The organism is Virgisporangium ochraceum (assembly GCF_016863655.1).
Taxonomy (GTDB): Bacteria; Actinomycetota; Actinomycetes; order Mycobacteriales; family Micromonosporaceae; genus Virgisporangium; species Virgisporangium ochraceum.
On sequence record NZ_BOPH01000151.1, the window covers coordinates 46,123 to 61,805 of the forward strand.

Annotated in this window: 11 protein-coding genes and 1 pseudogene; 10 read left to right on the forward strand and 2 right to left on the reverse strand. The window is 72.0% G+C overall.

The features are described from left to right. The first annotated feature begins 41 nt into the window (after positions 1–41). The 4 genes from Voc01_RS50615 to Voc01_RS50630 are packed head-to-tail and all read left to right on the forward strand — an operon-like array spanning position 42 to position 4,587. The gene (locus tag Voc01_RS50615) at positions 42–647 is read left to right on the forward strand and encodes a (2Fe-2S)-binding protein (RefSeq protein WP_203934980.1); all 606 of its coding nucleotides are present in this window, start codon (positions 42–44) and stop codon (positions 645–647) included. 27 nt (positions 648–674) lie between these two features. Further along, the gene (locus Voc01_RS50620) at positions 675–3,020 is read left to right on the forward strand and encodes a xanthine dehydrogenase family protein molybdopterin-binding subunit (RefSeq protein ID WP_239161080.1); all 2,346 of its coding nucleotides are present in this window, start codon (positions 675–677) and stop codon (positions 3,018–3,020) included. Then, positions 3,017–3,859: an FAD binding domain-containing protein gene (locus Voc01_RS50625; RefSeq protein WP_203934982.1), complete on the forward strand. Its 843-nt coding sequence runs from the start codon at positions 3,017–3,019 to the stop codon at positions 3,857–3,859. The genes Voc01_RS50620 and Voc01_RS50625 overlap by 4 nt, the downstream gene beginning before the upstream one ends. A 26-nt stretch (positions 3,860–3,885) precedes the next feature. Next, the gene (locus Voc01_RS50630) at positions 3,886–4,587 is read left to right on the forward strand and encodes an SRPBCC family protein (protein WP_203934983.1); all 702 of its coding nucleotides are present in this window, start codon (positions 3,886–3,888) and stop codon (positions 4,585–4,587) included. On the opposite strand, the pseudogene rarD reads toward Voc01_RS50630, so the two are convergent. After that, positions 4,552–5,514, reverse strand: a pseudogene (gene rarD, locus Voc01_RS50635) (EamA family transporter RarD); the annotation flags it as partial. The gene Voc01_RS50630 and the pseudogene rarD overlap by 36 nt on opposite strands. Before the next feature lie 120 nt (positions 5,515–5,634). Here rarD and Voc01_RS50640 point away from each other — a divergent pair. The 5 genes from Voc01_RS50640 (at position 5,635) to Voc01_RS50660 (ending at position 12,029) form a co-directional block, all read left to right on the forward strand. Further along, on the forward strand, positions 5,635–6,747 hold the full coding sequence (locus tag Voc01_RS50640; protein WP_203934984.1) for a sensor histidine kinase: 1,113 nt from the start codon (positions 5,635–5,637) through the stop codon (positions 6,745–6,747). Further along, a complete protein-coding gene (locus Voc01_RS50645) occupies positions 6,744–7,406 on the forward strand; it encodes a response regulator (protein WP_203934985.1) in 663 nt (220 codons plus the stop codon). Before Voc01_RS50640 ends, Voc01_RS50645 begins: the two co-directional genes overlap by 4 nt. A gap of 10 nt (positions 7,407–7,416) precedes the next feature. Next, positions 7,417–7,971, forward strand: coding sequence for a Uma2 family endonuclease (locus Voc01_RS50650; RefSeq protein WP_203934986.1), 555 nt, complete (start codon positions 7,417–7,419; stop codon positions 7,969–7,971). A 100-nt stretch (positions 7,972–8,071) separates the two neighbouring features. After that, positions 8,072–10,204 (forward strand): MMPL family transporter, encoded by a 2,133-nt coding sequence (locus Voc01_RS50655; protein ID WP_203934987.1) that lies wholly within the window; start codon positions 8,072–8,074, stop codon positions 10,202–10,204. Continuing rightward, on the forward strand, positions 10,164–12,029 hold the full coding sequence (locus tag Voc01_RS50660) for a propionyl-CoA synthetase (RefSeq protein WP_203934988.1): 1,866 nt from the start codon (positions 10,164–10,166) through the stop codon (positions 12,027–12,029). Before Voc01_RS50655 ends, Voc01_RS50660 begins: the two co-directional genes overlap by 41 nt. Before the next feature lie 494 nt (positions 12,030–12,523). Here Voc01_RS50660 and Voc01_RS50665 read toward each other — a convergent pair whose 3' ends face one another. Then, a complete protein-coding gene (locus Voc01_RS50665) occupies positions 12,524–13,921 on the reverse strand; it encodes an AAA family ATPase (RefSeq protein WP_203934989.1) in 1,398 nt (465 codons plus the stop codon). A gap of 145 nt (positions 13,922–14,066) precedes the next feature. Between Voc01_RS50665 and tyrS the strand changes: the two genes are divergently transcribed. Then, complete coding sequence (tyrS, locus tag Voc01_RS50670) at positions 14,067–15,338, forward strand: tyrosine--tRNA ligase (protein ID WP_203934990.1); 1,272 nt, start codon at positions 14,067–14,069, stop codon at positions 15,336–15,338. The last annotated feature ends 345 nt before the right edge of the window (positions 15,339–15,683 follow it).

The window sequence follows — 15,683 nt, forward strand, 5'->3', positions numbered from 1 at the left end:
GTGTGAACGGGGACACACAACACTTACGCCCGGGAGGCAGCATGACCCGGATCAGCGTCACCGTCGACGGAGTCCGGTACGACGACGACGTGGAACCACGAACGCTTCTCGTCCATCACCTTCGAGACCAGCTCGGCAAGATCGGCACCGTGGTCGGGTGCGACACGAGCAACTGCGGCGCCTGCACGATCCTGATGACCAACGCCGACGGCCAGCGGTGCGGAGTGAAGAGCTGCTCCGTGCTCGCCGTGCAGGCCGACGGCTCCGAGGTCACCACGATCGAGGGCCTCGCCGGTCCCGAGAACTCCCTGCACCCGGTGCAGAAGGCATTCCACGAGAAGCACGCGTTGCAGTGCGGCTTCTGCACCCCGGGCATGATCATGGCCGCGGTCGACCTGCTCACCGAGAACCCGGACCCCACCGACGCGGAGATCCGCGAGGGGCTGGAGGGCAACCTCTGCCGGTGCACCGGCTACCAGAACATCGTGCGCGCGGTGCGCGCGGCGGCGGAGGCCATGCGGACCGCCGAACCCGCGCCGTCGACACCGGAGGCCCCCGAGGCGGCCCTGCCCGACGGCGGGCTCCCCAAGGCTGAGCCGTCCAAGGGCGGCGTACCCGAAGAAGTCGTCCCGGTCCCGGCTCCGTGAGGTAGACGCAAAATGACCATCACCGAAGTGGGAACTCCGCGGGCGCGCAAAGAGGACGCCCGCCTCATCACCGGCCGCACCACGTGGACCGAGAACGTGGTGCTGCCGGGGATGGTGCACCTGGCGATCCTGCGCAGCCCATTCGCGCACGCCCGCATCACCTCGATCGACGTCTCCGCCGCGCTGCGCGAGCCGGGCGTCATCGCCGCGTACAGCGGCCGCGACCTCGAACAGCCCGGCCTGCCGTGCGCCTGGCCCGTCACCGAGGACATGGTCCACCCCGACCACCACCCGCTGGCCGTCGACACGGTGCGCCACGTCGGCGAAGCCGTCGCGGTCGTCGCGGCCCGGTCCCGGGCGGCCGCCGTCGACGCGCTCGCGGCCATCGAGGTCGACTACGAGCCGCTGCCGGCGATCATGGACATGGAGGCGGCGATCGCCGAGGGCGCCGACCTCGTGCACGCCGACAAGGGCACGAACGCCTCGTACACGTGGGTGTTCGACTCCGCCGAGGCGGGCACCGGCGATGCGGTCGCACCGGCGATCGAGGGCGCCGAGGTCGTCATCAAGCGGCGCTACCGGCAGCAGCGGCTGATCCCCGCGTTCATGGAGCCGCGCAGCGTCGTCGTCGACCCGACCGCCGACCAGTACACGATCTGGTCGGCGACGCAGATCCCGCACATCCTGAAGCTGATGGTCGCGCTGATCACCGCGACGCCGGAGCACAAGGTGCGCGTGGTCGCGCCCGACGTCGGCGGCGGGTTCGGCGGCAAGCTCCAGGTGACGCCCGAGGAGCTCATCGCCTTCATGGTGGCGAAGAAGCTCGGCAAGCCGGCGAAGTACACCGAGTCGCGCTCCGACAGCCTCCTCACCGCCCACCACGGCCGCGACGTCATCCAGGACATCGAGATCGCCGCCGACCGCGAGGGCCGGCTCAAGGCGCTGCACGTCAAGCTGCTCGCCAACATGGGCGCCTACCTCGGCCTCGTGACGCCGGGTGTCCCGATCCTCGGCGCGTTCATGTACAACGCGATCTACAAGGTCCCCGCCTACCGCTTCGAATGCGTCGGCGTGTTCACCAACACCACGTTCACCGACGCGTACCGCGGCGCCGGCCGGCCCGAGGCGACCTACGCGATCGAGCGCATCATGGACGAGCTGGCGGTCGAGCTGAACCTCGACCCGATCGAGGTGCGCCGCCGCAACTGGATCGGGCACGAGGAGTTCCCGTACACCACGGTCTGCGGGCTCACCTACGACTCCGGCAACTACGAGGCCGCCACCGAGAAGGCGCTGAACCTGCTGGGCTACGACGACCTGCGGCGCGAACAGCAGGAGCGCCGGGACCGCAACGACCCGGTACAGCTCGGCATCGGCACGTCCACGTACACCGAGATGTGCGGGCTCGCGCCGTCGCGCGTGCTCGGCAGCCTGCGCTACGGCGCCGGCGGCTGGGAGACCGCGTCGGTGCGGATGCTGCCCACCGGCAAGGTCGAGGTGGTGACCGGCAGCTCGCCGCACGGCCAGGGCCACGAGACCGCGTGGAGCCAGATCGTCGCCGACTCCCTCGGTGTGCCGTTCGACGACGTCGAGGTGCTGCACGGCGACACCCGCACCTCGCACAAGGGCCTGGACACCTACGGCAGCCGGTCGCTGGCCGTCGGCGGCATCGCGCTGTACAACGCCTGCCAGAAGGTCGTCGACAAGGCGAAGCCGGTCGCGGCGCACATGCTCGAGTGCGACCCGAACGACCTCGAGTTCAGCGGCGGGTCGTTCCGCGTCAAGGGCCAGCCGGGCGACGGCAAGAGCATCCAGGAGATCGCGCTCGCTGTCTTCGCCGCGCACGACCTGCCCGACGGGTTCGAGGCGTCGCTGGACGCCGACGCCACCTACGACCCGGTGAACTTCTCCTTCCCGCACGGCACCCACCTGTGCGCGGTGGAGGTCGACACGCAGACCGGCCGGGTCGCCATCCGCAAATACGTGGCCGTCGACGACATCGGCAAGGTGGTCAACCCGCTGATCGTCGAGGGTCAGGTGCACGGGGGACTGGCGCAGGGCGTCGCGCAGGCGCTGTTCGAGGAGGCCGTGTACGACGCCGACGGCAACCTGCTCACCGGCACGTTCGTCGACTACACGCTGCCGAGCGCGGCCGACCTGCCCGACTTCACCACCGACCGCACCGAGACCCCGGCGCCCGACCATCCGCTGGGCACCAAGGGCGTCGGTGAGGCGGGCACGATCGCGTCGACGCCCGCCGTGGTCAACGCGGTCGTCGACGCGCTGCGCCCGTTCGGGGTCAACGACGTCGCCATGCCGTGCACGCCCGAGCGGGTGTGGCGGGCCATCAACTCCAACGGAGGTGCGCGGTGATCCCGGCGTCGTTCGAGTACACGCGTCCGTCCAGTGTGGACGAGGCCGTCGCGGCGCTCGCGCAGGACGAGGACGCCAAGGTGCTGGCCGGCGGCCAGAGCCTGCTCCCGCTGCTGCGGCTGCGTCTCGCCGCACCGACCACCGTGGTCGACCTCGGCGGCATCGCCGAGCTGCGCGGCGTCCGTGAGGACGGCGACGACCTGGTCATCGGCGCGATGACCACGCACGCCGCCGTGCTCCGCGACCCGCTGGTCGCCGAGCACGCGCCGCTGCTGGCGCAGGCCACGGGAACGGTGGCCGACCGGCAGGTGCGCCACCGCGGCACGTTCGGTGGCGCGCTGGCGCACGCCGACCCGGCCGGCGACCTGCCGGCTGTGGCGGTCGCCCTCGGCGCGACGTTCGAGGTGGCCGGTCCCAACGGCCGGCGCTCCATCGGGAGCGAGGACTTCTTCGTCGACTTCCTGACGTCCGCGCTCGAACCGGGCGAGGTGCTCGTCGCGGTGCGGGTGCCGAAGCGGACCGGATGGTCGAGCCACTACGAGAAGTTCAACCGGATGGCGCAGAGCTGGGCGCTCATCGGGGTCGCGGCGCTCGTGCGCCGCGACAACGGGAACATCGCGGAGGCGCGGGTCGCGCTCACCAACATGGGACCGAAGCCGGTGCGGGCCCAGGCGGTCGAGTCGGCCCTCGCCGGCGCCGACCGCGACGCGGTGAAGACCGCCGCGGCACACGCCGCGGAGGGCACCGAGCCCAGCGATGATCTGAACGCCTCCCGCGAGTACCGTTCCCATCTCGCTAAGGTGTTGACCGAACGCGCGGTGCTCTCCGCACTGGGCTGAAACTCCGGTAGGAGAGGACTTCGACGATGAAGCTCGAGCACACCTTCACGGTGCCCGTCCCCGTCGACAAGGCGTGGGAGGTGCTCCTCGACCTGCCCCGGATCGCGCCGTGCATGCCGGGCGCCACGCTCACCGGGGTCGAGGGCGACGAGTTCACCGGCACCGTCAAGGTGAAGCTCGGGCCGATCGGCCTGACCTACAGCGGCAAGGGCCGCTTCGTCGAGCGTGACGAGGCGGCCCACCGCGTGGTCGTGGAGGCCAGCGGGCGCGACACCCGCTCGGCCGGCACCGCCGGTGCCACGATCACCGCGCAGCTGAGCGGCCAGGGCGACGAGACCGTCGTCGACGTCGTCACCGACCTCACGGTCACCGGCAAGCCGGCCCAGTTCGGCCGCGGCATGATCTCCGACGTCAGCGGCAAGCTGCTCGGCCAGTTCGCCGACTGCCTCGCCGGCAAGCTGGGCGAGGGCGAGGCGCCGGCGGCCACGGCTCCCGTCGGCGACACCACGGTGGGCCAGGCGGAGACGCCGTCACCGTCGGGCGAGAGTGGGATCCAGCCCACCGGTGTCGCCACCGCCGCCGCGCCGGCCGAGGAGGCCGAGGCGGTCGACCTGTTCCGGCTCGCCGGTAGCACCGACGCCGCCCGGAAGACCGCCGTCGTCGGCCTCGGCGCGCTGCTGCTCGCCGTCCTCGCGTGGGTTCTGGTCCGGACGCTGCGCAGTCGCTGATTGTGCGGCTGCCGCCGCGGGCGCTGATCCGGCCGCGCGCACGGCGGCCCGGCGCGTGTGGCGCTGGCGCAGGCCGTCCCAGGTGAACACGACCAGGGCGAGCCAGACCAGGGCGAACGCCGCGAGGCGGGCCGGTGGCATCGGCTCGTGGAAGATCAGCACCCCGGTGGCGAACTGCATGACCGGGGCGATGTACTGCAGGATGCCCAGCGCCGTCAGCGGCACGCGGTTGGCGGCCTCGGCGAAGCTCATCAGCGGAAGCGCGGTCATCACCCCGGCCAGCACGATCAGCACCGTGTGCGCCACGGAGGTCGTGCCGACGGTCGCGTCGCCCGACCGGCCCAGGACCACCAGGTAGGCCAGGGCCGGCAGCACCAGCGTCGCCGACTCGAGGAACATGCCCTCGGCGGCCGGCAGCCCGAGCTGCTTCTTGATGAGCCCGTACAGGCCGAAGCTGCCCGCCAGCATCAGCGCCAGCCAGGGCAGCCGGCCGAGGTCGACCGCCTGCACCACCACGGCCACGCCGCCGATACCGACCGCCACCCACTGCGTGCGGCGCAGCCGCTCGCGGAGCACCAGCACACCGAGCACCACGCTCACCAGTGGCGTGATGAAGTAGCCCAGCGAGATCTCGACGACCTGCCGGGTGCTCACGCCGTAGATGAAGCCGAACCAGTTGACCCCGATGAGCACCGCCGCGAGCGCGATGCCCGCCAGCCGCTTCGGCTGGCGGCCGACCTCGCGCAGGAACCGGTAGCGGCGCAGCACGGCCAGCAGCACGGCCATGAACACGGCCGACCACACGATGCGGTGGGCGAGGATCTCCTTCGGGCCGGCCGGCTCCAGCAGCGTGAAGTACAGCGGGAAGAAGCCCCAGCCCAGGTATGCCGCAATGCCGAACAGGAAACCACGGCGGACAGAGCTCACCCGCCCACGGTAAGGGCTGATTCCGCGGTTCAGTCCTTGCCGTGACCCGGCTCATACACCTCTGGACGTACGTCTCCACGCGGATGTGGCGGGGGCGGCGGGTCCGTAGAGTGCGGCAGCATGCGGTGGTGGCGGGAGCGTCCGCTCGTGACCGACGCGGTCTTCGCGGCCGTCGTCGGGGTGCTCGTCGCGCTCTCGTCGTCGCCGGCGGGCGAGGGCCAGGACGGCGTGCTCCCGATGGACGCGACGGCGTACGCGTTGGTCGCGGTCGCGTCGGCCGGGCTGGTGGTGCGACGGAGGTGGCCGGGGGTCGCCCTGGCGGTCGCGCTCGTCACCACCATGGTGTTCCTCCAGCTGCGGTACCCGTACGGCCCCGTCTTCCTGTTCAGCGGCGTCGCGCTGTACTCCGTGGCGGCCTGGCGCGGGTACCGGTACACCAGGGTCGCCGCGCTCGCGTCGGTGGTGGTCCACGTGACGTGGGCGGTGCTGTTCGAAGACGACGGCGCGCTCACGGCGATCATCGGGTCGACGCTGTGGATCGTCGCGGCGGTCGGTGCCGGTACCACCGTGCGGCTCCGGCGTGAAGGGGTTCTCCGGGGGCTGGCCGAGGCGCGCCGGCAGGCGGGCTACGAGGAGCGGCTGCGGATCGCGCAGGAGGTGCACGACGTGGTCGGTCACAGCCTCGCAGTCATCAGCATGAACGCGGGCGCCGCGCTGCACGTGCTGGGCAAGCCCGGCCCGGTGCCGCCCGAGCCGCTCGAACGGTCGCTGCGCGCGATCCGCCAGGCCAGCAACGGGGCCCTCGACGAGCTGCGCGCGACCCTGGCGACGTTCACCGGCACGATCTCGGGGCAGCCCGTCGGGCTGTCCGCGGTGCCCGGGCTGGTCGCGGCCACCGACGTCGACGGGCTCGCCGTGCGGCTCGACGTCGACGGTGCACCCGGCACGGTGCCGGCACCGGTCGACCTGGCCGGCTACCGCATCGTCCAGGAGGCGCTGGCGAACGTGGTCCGGCACGCTCAGGCGCGTCACGCCGGGGTGCGAATCGCGTACGGACCCGACGCCGTCGCGATCACCGTGACCGACGACGGCCGGGGCGCCGACGGCGCCGGCACCGGCACCGGGATCGCGAGCATGGGGGAGCGGGCCCGGTCGGTCGGCGGCACGTTCGTCGCCGGCCCGCGCGAAGGAGGCGGCTTCGAGGTGCGGGCGTCGCTGCCGGTGCGCACATGATCCGCGTGGTGCTGGTCGACGACCAGCCGCTCATGCGCATGGGCCTGCGCACGATGATCGAGGTGGAGCCCGACCTCGACCTGGTGGGCGAGGCCGGCGACGGCGCGGCCGCACTCGACCTCATCCGCGCGACGAGGCCCGACGTGGCGCTCATGGACGTGCGCATGCCCGGCCTCGACGGCCTCGACGCGCTGGGCCGCATCACCGCCGACCCCGGGCTGCGGGCCTGCCGGGTGGTCATCCTGACCACGTTCGAGCTCGACGAGTACGTGTTCGAGGCGCTGCGCCGCGGCGCCGCCGGTTTCCTCACGAAGGACGCCGAGCCGGCCGAGCTGCTGCGCGGCATCCGCGTCGTGGCGGCCGGCGAGGCGCTGCTGTCGCCGAAGGTCACCCGGCGGGTCATCGAGACCTTCGGCGGGGCCGCGCCGACCGCGCGCCCGGTGACCGCCGACCTGTCCGCCCTGACCGACCGGGAACGCGAGATCGTCGGCTGGGTCGCGACCGGCCTGTCGAACGACGAGATCGCCGCCGCCCTGGTCGTGAGCCCGGCGACCGTGCGCACCCACGTGGGCCGGGCGCTGGTCAAGCTCCACGCGCGTGACCGGGCGCAGCTGGTGGTGCTGGCGTACCAGAGCGGCCTCGACATCCCCCGCCCGTAGGATGGGGAGTATGACCGCGGACACTGTGGGGTGGCACCTGCCGCCCATCGTGACGCTCGACGACCTGGCCGCGATGATGGCCTCTGATCCGTACGGCCACCGGTACGAACTGAGCTCCGGAGGGGGAGTCTCCATCATGCCGCCGCCCGACTCGGAGCATGCGGAGATCGCCACCGCGTTGACGGTTTGGCTTGTCGCCGCCGGTTGGCCTGTGAAGCAGGTCCTGCAGGCGGTCGGCATCCGCGTGCCCGGGCCGAACGGTGACGGTGGCCGGATCCCCGACCTCACCCTGTGGTCGAAGCCCCAGCCGCGCGGCACCTGGCTCGCGCTCGCCGACCTGTTGCTGGTGGTGGAGATCGTGTCGCCGGGGTCCGAGGCGATGGACGAGCTGGTGAAGCGGCGTGAGTACGCGCAGGCGGGCATCCCACGCTTCTGGCTGGTCGACCGCGACAAGGCACAGACCGTGACCCTCCACCGGCTCGGCGCGTCCGGGGAGTACGACGTCGTCACCAAGTGTCCGCTGGCGTGGCTGCTGAACACCGCTCCCGCGGAGCACCTCGGCTGACGTACGCAGCCTGACGTACCCGTAACGCACGCACGCGCGCCGATGCGCGCGACACTCCCCGGTCCCCACTCTGTCGGCGACGACAGAGGAGGGGTACGACATGTCCTGGGAACGGATCGCGGCCATACCGTCGGGCCGTCGCACGAAGTGGCTGGTGGTCGCCGGCTGGCTGGTGGTCGTAGCGCTCGCGACGGTCGTCGCGGGGCGGATCGGCGACGTCGAGACGAACGACTCGCGGAACTGGCTGCCGGCCAGCGCCGAGTCGACGCGGGCGCTCGACCTCGCCGAGCGGGAGTTCACCGCCGACGAACCCGAGTACCTGCTGCTGCTGTACGTGCGCGGCACCGGCGTCACCGACGCCGACCGGGAGAAGGCGCGGGCCGACGCGGCCGCGCTCGGCGACCTCGGCCAGATGCCGCCGCCGGTCGAGGAGAGCACCGCGATCCTGGTGCGGGTGCCGCTCACCGCCGAGCAGGCGTCGGAGGAGAACGTCGGGCCGATCGTCGACCGGGTACGGGGGCAGGTGACGGGCGCCCCGGCCGGGCTGACGGTCTGGGTCACCGGCGGACCGGCGATCGGGGCCGACTTCGAGGCCGCGTTCGACTCGCTCGACACGGTGCTGCTGCTGGTGACCGCCGGGGTGGTGGCGCTGGTGCTGCTGGTGACCTACCGCAGCCCGCTGCTGCTGCTCGTGCCGCTGGCGTGCGTCGGTGCGGCGATCGCGCTGTCGCAGGCACTGGTCGCCGCCAGCGCGGAGTACGGCGGCCTCGTGGTCGACGGCGCCAGCGCCAGCATCCTCACCGTGCTGCTGTTCGGCGCCGGCACCGACTACGCGCTGCTGCTGATCTCCCGCTACCGCGAGGAGCTGCGGCACGAGCCCGACCGGCACGTGGCGATGCGGCACGCGCTCGCCCGCAGCGTGCCGGCGATCGCCGCGTCCGGTGCGACGGTGATCCTCGCGCTGCTCGCGCTGCTGCTCGCCGACATGAACTCGACCCGCGGGCTCGGCCCGGTGGCCGCGATCGGCATCGGGTCGGCGCTGCTGGCGATGGTCACGCTGCTGCCGGCGGTGCTCGTGGTGTGCGGCCGGTGGGTGTTCTGGCCCGCGGTGCCGAAGGCGCGTGCCGAGGGCGCGCCGGGCGCCGAGGGCGGGGTCCGCGCCGGAGGCGTCGCTGCGTCGGCCGGCGGGTGGGAGCGGGTCGCGGCCGTCGTCGCGCGGCGGCCGCGGGCGTGGTGGGTCGGCACCGCCGTGGTCCTGGCCGCGCTGACCGCGGGCGTCGCGACCCTGTCGACGGGACTGCCGCTGAGCGCCTCGTTCGTGACCACGCCCGACTCGGTGCGCGGCATGGCGGAGCTGGGACGGCACTTCCCGGCCGGCTCGGGCAGCCCGACCGAGGTGTACACCCGTGCCGACCGGCAGGCGGCGGTGACCGCAGCGGTGGAACGGGTGGCCGGCGTCGCGGAGGTCGGCGGGCCGGAGCCGTCGAACAACGGCGCTCTGGTGCGGGTCCCACTGGTTCTGGACGCCGACGCGGACAGCGCGCGGGCCCGGGCGACGGTGGGTGACGTGCGCGCGGCCGTGCACGCGGCGGACCCGGCGGCACTCGTCGGTGGAGCCGCCGCCGAAGGGCTCGACGCCGACACCACGATGAACCGCGACCTGCGGGTGGTGCTGCCGGTGATCCTCGCTGTCGTGCTGCTGGTGCTGGTGGTGCTGCTGCGGGCCGTGGTGGCGCCGCTGCTGCTGCTCGCCAGCGTGGTGCTGTCGTTCGGGGCCGCGCTCGGCGCGTCGGCCCTGATCTTCCACCTGATCGGGTTCCCGCAGGTCGACAACTCGTTGCTGCTGAACAGCTTCCTGTTCCTGGTGGCGCTCGGCGTCGACTACACGATCTTCCTGATGACGCGGGCGCGGGAGGAGACCGCGCGGCTCGGCCACGCCCGCGGGGTGCCCCACGCGCTGGCGGTGACCGGTGGCGTGATCACGAGCGCGGGACTGGTGCTCGCGGCGACGTTCTCGGTGCTCGCCGTGCTGCCGCTGGTGTTCATGATGCAGCTGGGGATCGCGGTGGCGGTCGGCGTGCTGCTCGACACGTTCGTGGTGCGGACGCTGCTGGTACCGGCGCTGGTGCTCGACGTCGGCCCGCGGTCGTGGTGGCCTTCCGCACCGGGCGGCCGGGCGGCAGTATCAGCGGATGGGCCCGTACCTGAACGCGTACCAGCGGAGCAGCACTGATCCGGAAGGCTTCTGGGCGGAGGCGGCCCGGGCCATCGACTGGCACCGGCCGCCCTCGCGGGTGCTCGACTCCGACCGGCCGCCGTTCTACCGCTGGTTCCCCGACGGCGAGCTGAACACCTGTCACAACGCGCTCGACCGCCACGTCGAGGCCGGCCGCGGGGACGCGGTGGCGCTGATCTACGACAGCCCGGTGACGGGGTCTTCGCGGTCGTACACCTATGCCGCGTTGCGTGACGAGGTGGCGCTGTTCGCGGGCGCGCTGCGCGGGTTGGGTGTCGGTCGCGGTGACCGCGTCGTGCTCTACATGGCGATGGTGCCGGAGACCGTGGTCGCGATGCTCGCCTGCGCCCGCATCGGCGCCGTGCACTCGGTGGTGTTCGGCGGGTTCGGGTCCAGCGAACTCGCGGCGCGGATCGACGACGCTCGACCGAAGGTGATCGTGGCGACGTCGTGCGGCATCGAGCCGACGCGCGTCGTGCGGTACGGGCCGCTGCTGTCGGCGGCGCTGGCCCTGGCCGCGCACGAGCCGGCGCACGTCGTGGTGCTGCAGCGTCCGCAGGCTGAGGCGTCCGGTTTCCTTTCCTGGGACCAGGTGACGCGCGGCGCTTCGCCCGTTCCGTGTGAGCCGGTGGCCGCCACCGACCCGCTGTACATCCTGTACACCTCGGGTACGACAGGACGGCCGAAGGGGATCGTGCGCGACAACGGCGGGCACGCGGTCGCGCTGCACTGGTCGATGCTTCGGGTGTACGACATCGGGCCGGGTGACGTGTTCTGGGCGGCGTCCGACGTCGGGTGGGTGGTCGGGCACTCGTACATCGTTTATGCGCCGCTGCTCGTCGGCGCGACGACCGTGTTGTACGAGGGCAAGCCGGTCGGCACTCCCGACGCGGGCGCGTTCTTCCGGGTGGTGCAGGAGTACGGCGTCAAGGCGTTGTTCACCGCGCCGACCGCGTTCCGCGCGATCAAGAAGGAGGACCCGGAGGGGAAGCTCCTGCGTTCCTACGATCTCAGCTCGTTACGGACGCTCTTTCTCGCCGGCGAGCGCCTGGATCCCGAGACGTACCACTGGGCCTGTTCCCAGCTCGGGATCCCGGTGGTCGACCACTGGTGGCAGACCGAGACCGGCTGGCCGATCGTCGCGAACCTGCAGGGGTTGGAGCCTATGCCCACCAAGGCCGGCTCGCCGTCGGTGCCGGTGCCCGGGTACGCCGTGCGCGTCGTCGACAGCGCCGGCGACGACGTGCCGCCCGGCACCGACGGCGCGATCGTGATCCGGCTGCCGCTGCCGCCGGGCTGCCTGCCGACGCTGTGGAACGACGACGAGCGGTTCGTGTCGTCGTACCTGAGTGCGTACCCGGGCCACTACCTCACCGGAGACGGTGGTCGCTTCGACGAGGACGGCTACCTGTACGTGATGGGCCGCACCGACGACGTCATCAACGTGGCCGGGCACCGGCTGTCGACCGGCGCGATGGAGGAGGTGCTCGCGGGTCACCCGGCCGTGGCGGAGTGCGCGGTGATCGGTGTCGCCGACCCGATGAAGGGACAGGTGCCGCGCGGGCTCGTGGTCCTGAAGGCCGGCGTGTCGACGGATCCCGAGGAGCTGGCGGCGGAGCTGGTCGCCCTGGTACGCGAGCGCATCGGCCCGGTGGCGGCGTTCCGCCAGGTGACAGTGGTGCCCGCCCTCCCGAAGACCCGCTCGGGGAAGATCCTGCGCAAGACGATGCGCGGCATCGCCGACGGGCGGGACGAACCCGTCCCGTCGACGATCGAGGACCCCGCGGTGCTGGACACGCTGCGCCCGATGCTCGCCCCGTAGCGCTCGGAAGGCCGGCTCTTGCATAAACGACGCTCTATCCAGTGTGGCCCCGACCGGTGAATCCACACCGGATAGAGCGTCGTCTATGCGCAGGTCGGGAGATCCGATCTTGGACGCTTGTGCACTGCATACGGTGCACAAGCGTCCAAGATCGCCCGCCTCGGGGGTGCCGAGAGGGTGGAACGGCGCTTTGAGGTGTTTGTCCACGAGGGAAGCCGGGGCCATGCGGCTTCCACGGCCGCCCGAGCGGACAACGCCGGCCCTGCGGGTCGCCGACCGCACCACCCGGTGGCGGTGCCCCTCCACCCGCTCGCGGCACCACGCCACCCGCGGTCGCGGTGCCCCTCCGCCCGCCGATCTTGCAGTTGTGGCCGCCACTTTAGGCGTCATATCCGGATTTGTGGGGGGCCACGACTGCAAGATCGGCGAGCGCGGGCGCGGGCGGGGGCGCGGGCGGGGGCGGGGGCCCGTGGGGTGCTGAGGACCGGCCCGCGCTAGCCGAAGGCCCGCGGCGCCGGTGGGCGGCCCGGCGCGGGTTTCGCCTGGGACAGGGCGGACTGGCTGGCCGTGAGCTCGGCCAGGGCTGCGCGTGCCTGTGCCGCTCCGGCGCTCGCCTCGCCCGACGTGGCCGCCAGCAGTTCGGCCCGCCGGGCCAGTTCGGAGAACAGCGACGCCGTGGCGCCCGCCGTGGCGGCGACGATCTCGTCGGCCTCGGCACCGGTCAGCTTCAGGTTGCGGCCGTAGAGGTCGAGGAGGCGGCGGCGACCGTCGTCGTCGGGGTGGGGGACCTCGACGGCCAGGTCTACGCGGCCCGGGCGTTGGGCTAGGGCCGGCTCGATCAGGTCGACCCGGTTGGTGGTCAGGAGGAACGTGACGTCGGCGTCGCCGGCGATGCCGTCCATCTCGTTCAGCACCTGGAACAGCAACGGGTTCTGCTGGCCGCCGGGCATGCGTTCCTCGGCCACCAGGTCGACGTCCTCCAGCACGACCAGGGCCGGGGTCAGCTGGCGGGCCATGGCGCAGGCCTCGCGCACCGCGCCCAGGCCCAGCCCGGTGAGCACCACGATCGTGGCGTCGGGGAGGCGGCCCATCAGGTGGCGCACCGTGTGCGTCTTGCCGGTGCCGGGCGGTCCGAACAGCAGCACCCCGCGCTTGAGGTGGTGACCGGCGGCCAGCAGCCGGTCGCGGTGGTCGGCCACCCCCAGCACCTGGCGGTGGACGAGGTCGAGCGTGCCCGGCGGCAGGATCACGTCGGCGGCGTCGATGTGCGGGCGCCGGTGGAACTTCAGCGGACCGACACCGGGGCCGAACTCGTGCTTCTCGAACGAGATGACCTGACCCCGGAACAGGTTGTGCTCCCGCACGAGGTCCTGGATCTCGGCGAGGAACGCGCGGGCGAGGTCGGTCGATGGAGCCAGCACGTCGAGACCGCAGCCGGGCTGGCCGCGTCCCTCGGTGAGGCGCATGCAGACGACGTACCGGTGGTCGCCGTCGCTCACCAGATAGATGCCGAAGCTGACACACGCCTTCTCGGCGTCGATCCCGACCGGGACCGACGTGTAGTCGGCGGTACCGATCTCGAACATGCCGCGGTTGCCCGACGCGGCGAGCACGTCGGTGAACGAGAAGTGGTCACGACCGGGGCCGGCGGCGCCGACCAGGTCGTACGACCGGCCCGGGCGGGCCAGGTACGCGTCGAGCGCCGCCTGCAGGTTGGCGTGCTGGTAGAGGGGGAACGGGCTGGCGACCACCGGCAGCTCGTTCGGTGGGGTGCCGAGGTGCTCGGTGAGCCGGGTGATCAGCGAGCTCGGGCCGGCCGGCGCGAGCCGGCGCACCTCGTCGATGAACTCGCTGAACGTCCGGCCGAAGGCGAGAGCGTCATCGGGCGTCATGGATCCCATGGTGACCGGCCGGTGCTCGGGTCGCGCCGGGTTGCCCTCCGCTTGTGCGCGAAGCTGTCCGTAGCCGGCCGTGCCCACGTGCGTCCCCTCGAATACCCTGCGCCCGACGGCCCGGACGTTTGCGACAATCGCCGACGTGACCGATGCGATCGACGAACTGCAGTGGCGCGGCCTCATCGCGCTTTCGACGGACCTGGACGCGCTCCGCGCCGAGTTGTCGAAGGGACCGGTCACGTACTACGTCGGGTTCGACCCGACGGCGCCGAGCCTGCACATCGGACATCTGGTGCAGGTGCTGGCCGCGCGTCGGCTGCAGCTGGCCGGCCACAAGCCGCTCGCCCTGGTGGGCGGCGCCACCGGCCTGATCGGTGACCCCAACCCCGACTCCGAACGCAAGATCAACCCGCTCGAGACCGTGGCCGAGTGGGTCGACCGGCTGCGGGCGCAGATCGAGCCGTTCCTCGACTTCACCGGTCCGAACGCCGCCACGATGGTGAACAACCTCGACTGGACGTCGCAGCTGTCGGCGATCGAGTTCCTGCGCGACATCGGGCGGCACTTCCGGGTGAACCGGATGATCGCCAAGGACGCGGTGAGCGCCCGGCTCAACTCCGACCTCGGCATCAACTACACCGAGTTCAGCTACCAGATCCTGCAGGGCATGGACTTCCTGGAGCTGTTCCGGCGGCACGGCTGCCGGCTCCAGTTCGGCGGCAGCGACCAGTGGGGCAACCTCACCGCGGGAACCGACCTGATCCGGCGGGTCACCGGCGAGACCGTGCATCTCATCGCGACGCCACTGATCACCGACGAGCACGGCAAGAAGTTCGGGAAATCGTCCGGCGGCGGGTCGCTGTGGCTCGACCCGGCGATGACCAGCCCGTACGCGCTGTACCAGTACCTGGTGAACACGCCGGACTCGCAGGTGGGGCACCTGCTGCGGGTGTTCACCTTCTGCGACCGCGAGGAGATCGCGTCGCTGGAGAAGGAGACCGCGGAGCGTCCGCACCTGCGGTCGGGGCAGCGCCGGCTCGCTTCTTCCGTGGTGACCCTGGTCCACGGTTCGGCCGAGGCCGACGCCGCGGTGGCCGCGGCCGGGGCGCTGTTCGGGCGAGGCGATCTCGGCGGGTTGCCGGAGTCCACGTTGCGGGCGGCGTTGTCGGAGGCCGGGCTGGTGTCGGCGCCCCCGGACGCGCCGCTGGCCGAGCTGATGCGGCTGGCCGGTCTCGTGGCCGGTCGGGGGGAGGCGCGTCGGGTGGTCACGGAGGGCGGTGCGTACGTGAACAACGTCCGGGTGACCGGCGGAGCGGACGACCCGGTGGCCGCGTCCGACCTGCTCCACGGGCGGTACCTGGTGCTCAGGCGCGGGAAGAAGACGGTCGCCGGCGTGGACCTGCGCGCGGTGTGACGGGCGTCGCCCTAATCGATTTGACGATCGCGGGGCGACGCGCGTACGTTTGTCGACGCCTCGGGGTTCACCGGGGACGCCCCGGAAGTTCTTGAACGGGCCACTTGCGTGGGCCGGGGGAGCTGGGGTAGGCTTCGAGATCGGGCAAGGAAACGGACGCAATTCTACGCGGACGTCTTGCCGAACTCCGGACCGTTTCTAGGGGCCCTTCGGGTCGCGATGAATTGCGTCCAGCGGTAGCGGGAAAGAAATCGGTAAGCGCCGATTTTGCACTCGGGCCGGGAGTGAGTTAACGTAGTAACCGCAAGACAGCGAGACAACGAAGTACCGGCAAGCGAAGTTCTA